Source organism: Saccharopolyspora sp. (assembly GCF_017434145.1).
Lineage (GTDB): Bacteria > Actinomycetota > Actinomycetes > Mycobacteriales > Pseudonocardiaceae > Saccharopolyspora_C > Saccharopolyspora_C galaxeae.
Genome location: NZ_JAFRFW010000052.1, coordinates 1 through 3,137 on the forward strand (window position 1 = coordinate 1; position 3,137 = coordinate 3,137).

The window sequence follows — 3,137 nt, forward strand, 5'->3', positions numbered from 1 at the left end:
GCCGGTGGCATTCTTCGCCGCGGCGGTGGCGAGCGCGGCCGTGGTCGGCTGGCTCGGGCTGGCCGGATACGGCTTGCTGCTGCCCGCCGAGCAGCGCCCGGACGGTGCGCCGCGGTTGCGGTACCTGGCATGGGCGCTGGCCGCGGCACTGGTGGTGGCGGTGGCGGTGCAGTTGTTCAGCACCGGCATCGCGGATCGCAGGCTGCTGAGCCCGCTGGGTGCGGCGCTGCTCGTGCTCACACTGTCCACAGTGGCCGTTGTTGGGGCGGTTCTGCTGCTGCGCCAGGAGAATCCTTGGCGGATCTACCGCTTCGGTGCAGGCGCGGTCGCCGTGGCCTTCGTCGCGTTCACGGTGCTGCCCGCGATTCCGCGTCCCGGTGAGCTCCCGCAGCCGGGAGTCGCCCGGCTCGCGCACGCCACCGTCGGCGAGCAGGACGTGCCGGTGCTGGTGACGCCGCACCGCCCAGGACCCAACCTGGTGCACCTGCCGGAAAGCGCAGGTGACGAGCTGACCATCGACTCCGGTGGGCGGCCCGTCCGGGCGGTTTCGCGGCCGGGCACCAGCGGTCACTGGGCGCAGGTGGACCTGCCGGCCGGGCGCAGCGATCTGGTGCTGCGGAGCGGCGCCGCGGAAGGAAGCGTCGAAGTCGACACCGGCGACGCACCCGGGCCCGCCGACGCGGCGGGCCCCGACGGGCCGGAATGCGCCAGCGCCGCGCTCGCCGGAATCGTTGCGGGACAACGGGATCCGCTCACCGGTTGCCCCGCCGATTCGCTCCAGCCGCAGGACGCCGAGGCGCTGCGCGCCCTCGTCGGATACGTGCACCGCAACGGCGCACCCGGAATCACCGTGATCGGCGACGACTCGCCGCGCTCCCGGCAAGCCACCGGCGTGGTGCGAACGGCGGCGGACGCGGCGCGCCTGCCGGTCAGCGGCGCACCGCGAGCCGAGAACGCGCTGATCCTGGTGTCCGGCTGGACCAACGCGGCCGAACACCTCGAATCGGTGCGGCAACGGCCCGGCGGGCCACCGAACTACACCTACGGCGCCCACCTCGCGCCGTGGCTGCTGCACAGCCCCGTGACCACCGCGGCGGCCAGCTCGGCCGCTCCGCTGCGGTTCGACCCGCGCGACTACCGGTCGCTCGAATACGGCATGGCCATCAACGAGGGATTCGGCGGCGAACCGCCATCGGTGGCCGGGCTGGAGACCTGGCTCGCCGCGCGCGGGCAGCGGATCGAAGACCCCATCTCGGTGTACGCGGCCGCGCAGGTCGACGTGATGCAGATGGACATGCCCGGAATGGGCGGGATGAAGATGCCGATGCACGGCTCCGACCCCGCCGGCCAGTGGCTCCCGCGCGGCACCGTCGTCCCCGTCTCCGGCCCGTTGACCCCGGATTGATCGTTCTGGGCCCATTTTGCGTAGCGGTGTCGGTTGCGAACGCCGTGAAAGCGGCTAGCGCCGCTTGAAACGCAACAAGCACAACAGCCGCCTTCCGTGGCGAACGCCGCTACGCAACCGGGAAAGATCGAGCCGAACGGGTTTGTTGGACCACAACGGCAAGCTTTCGAGACGAGGAGAATCCATGTCCGCAGTCGGCGTCGACAGCGCCCCCAGAACCCCGCCGCCTCCCGCGGCCCAAGCACCACCGGCCCGGCCCGGCGTCGTGACCGCCGGCATCCTGCTCGCCGTCGTCGTCGGCCTCGCCGTCGCGGCCGAAGCCGGGTGGAAACTGACCGTCCTCTACGCGGTCGGGCTCGCGCTCGGCACCGTGCTGTTCCACTCGCGGTTCGGTTTCACCTCGGCGTGGCGGCAGCTCGTTTCGGTCGGTCAAGGGCGCGCGCTGCGGGCGCACATGGTCATGCTGGCCGCGGCCTGCCTGCTGTTCTCCGCGATCCTCGGCGGCGGGCTCGGGCTCTCCGGCGCGCCGGAAGGGACCGTCGCGCCCGCCGGGCTCGGCGTGATCCTCGGAGCGTTCCTGTTCGGGGTGGGGATGCAGGTCGGCGGCTCGTGCGCGTCCGGCACGCTGTTCGCGGTGGGCAGCGGGCAAACCGCGATCCTCTACACGCTCGGCGGCTTCATCGCGGGTTCAGTGCTCAGCGCGTTCATCTCGCCCTGGATCAAGACGCTGCAGAACACCGGCCCCACGGTGTCGTTCGCGGACACCCCGCTGGGCTATCCCGGCGCGCTGCTCATCTCGCTGGTGATCATCGCGGCGGTCGTGGGCGTGTCGCTGCTGGTCGAACGTCGCCGCACGCCGCCGCCGATCGAGCAGCCACCCACGGCGCGCGGATTCCTGCGAGTGCTGCGCGGCTCGTGGCCGCTGTGGGCCGGGGCGCTGCTGCTGGCCGGGTTCAACGCGCTGACGCTGTTCATCTCCGGAGGGCCGTGGGGCATCACCTCGGCGTTCGGGCTGTGGGGCGCGAAGTTCCTCGGCTGGATCGGGGTGGACATCTCCGGGTCGCCCTTCTGGAGCGACCCGGAGAACACCGCGAAGCTGCAAGCGTCGGTGCTCGCCGACAAGACCTCGGTGATGGACTTCGGCATCATGATCGGCGCGCTGATCGCTTCCGCGCTGGCCGGAGCGTTCGTGCTGCACCGGCGGATCCCGCTGCGGCTCGCGCTCGGCGCGGTGCTCGGCGGCATCGCCATGGGCCTCGGCGCGCGGCTGGCCGGTGGCTGCAACATCGGCGCCTACTTCTCCGGCATCGCCTCGTTCAGCCTGCACGGCTGGCTGTGGGGAGTGCTGGCCATCGCAGGCACCTACGCAGGCCTGCTGCTGCGGCCCCTGTTCGGGCTGGGCAATCCGAAACCCGGCGACGCGGTGTGCTGAGCCCGCGCCGGTGAACCGCGCGCGGCGCGCCGGGTCCCGGCTGGCTCCGCCGTGGCACAGACCTCCCGCCGACCGGCGGGAGAGCACGGAAGGAAGAGATCACCATGCCGAAAACCCTCGCCAGGGTGGCCACCACGGCCGCGGCCACCCTCGCCCTCGCCGGGTTCGGCGCGGGCGTCGCGCACGCCGACCCGCCGTCGATCTGGCTCGTGCCCGGCGTGGACGCCGGTGGACTGCTCAGCCCCACCGTCGGCCTGCCGACCGCCGCGTTTGCTGTGGACAATAAGGAGCACACCGTCA

2 protein-coding genes and 1 pseudogene are annotated in these 3,137 nt (G+C 72.3%); all 3 read left to right on the forward strand.

The window, feature by feature from the left end:
• A partial coding sequence (locus tag IJH84_RS01355) for a hypothetical protein (RefSeq protein WP_295139291.1) occupies nucleotides 1–1,405 on the forward strand: 1,405 nt, incomplete at its 5' end.
• 184 nt (nucleotides 1,406–1,589) lie between these two features.
• The gene (locus tag IJH84_RS01360; RefSeq protein WP_200070069.1) at nucleotides 1,590–2,837 is read left to right on the forward strand and encodes a YeeE/YedE family protein; all 1,248 of its coding nucleotides are present in this window, start codon (nucleotides 1,590–1,592) and stop codon (nucleotides 2,835–2,837) included.
• Between the two features lie 104 nt (nucleotides 2,838–2,941).
• Nucleotides 2,942–3,137: pseudogene (locus IJH84_RS01365) on the forward strand (hypothetical protein); the annotation flags it as partial.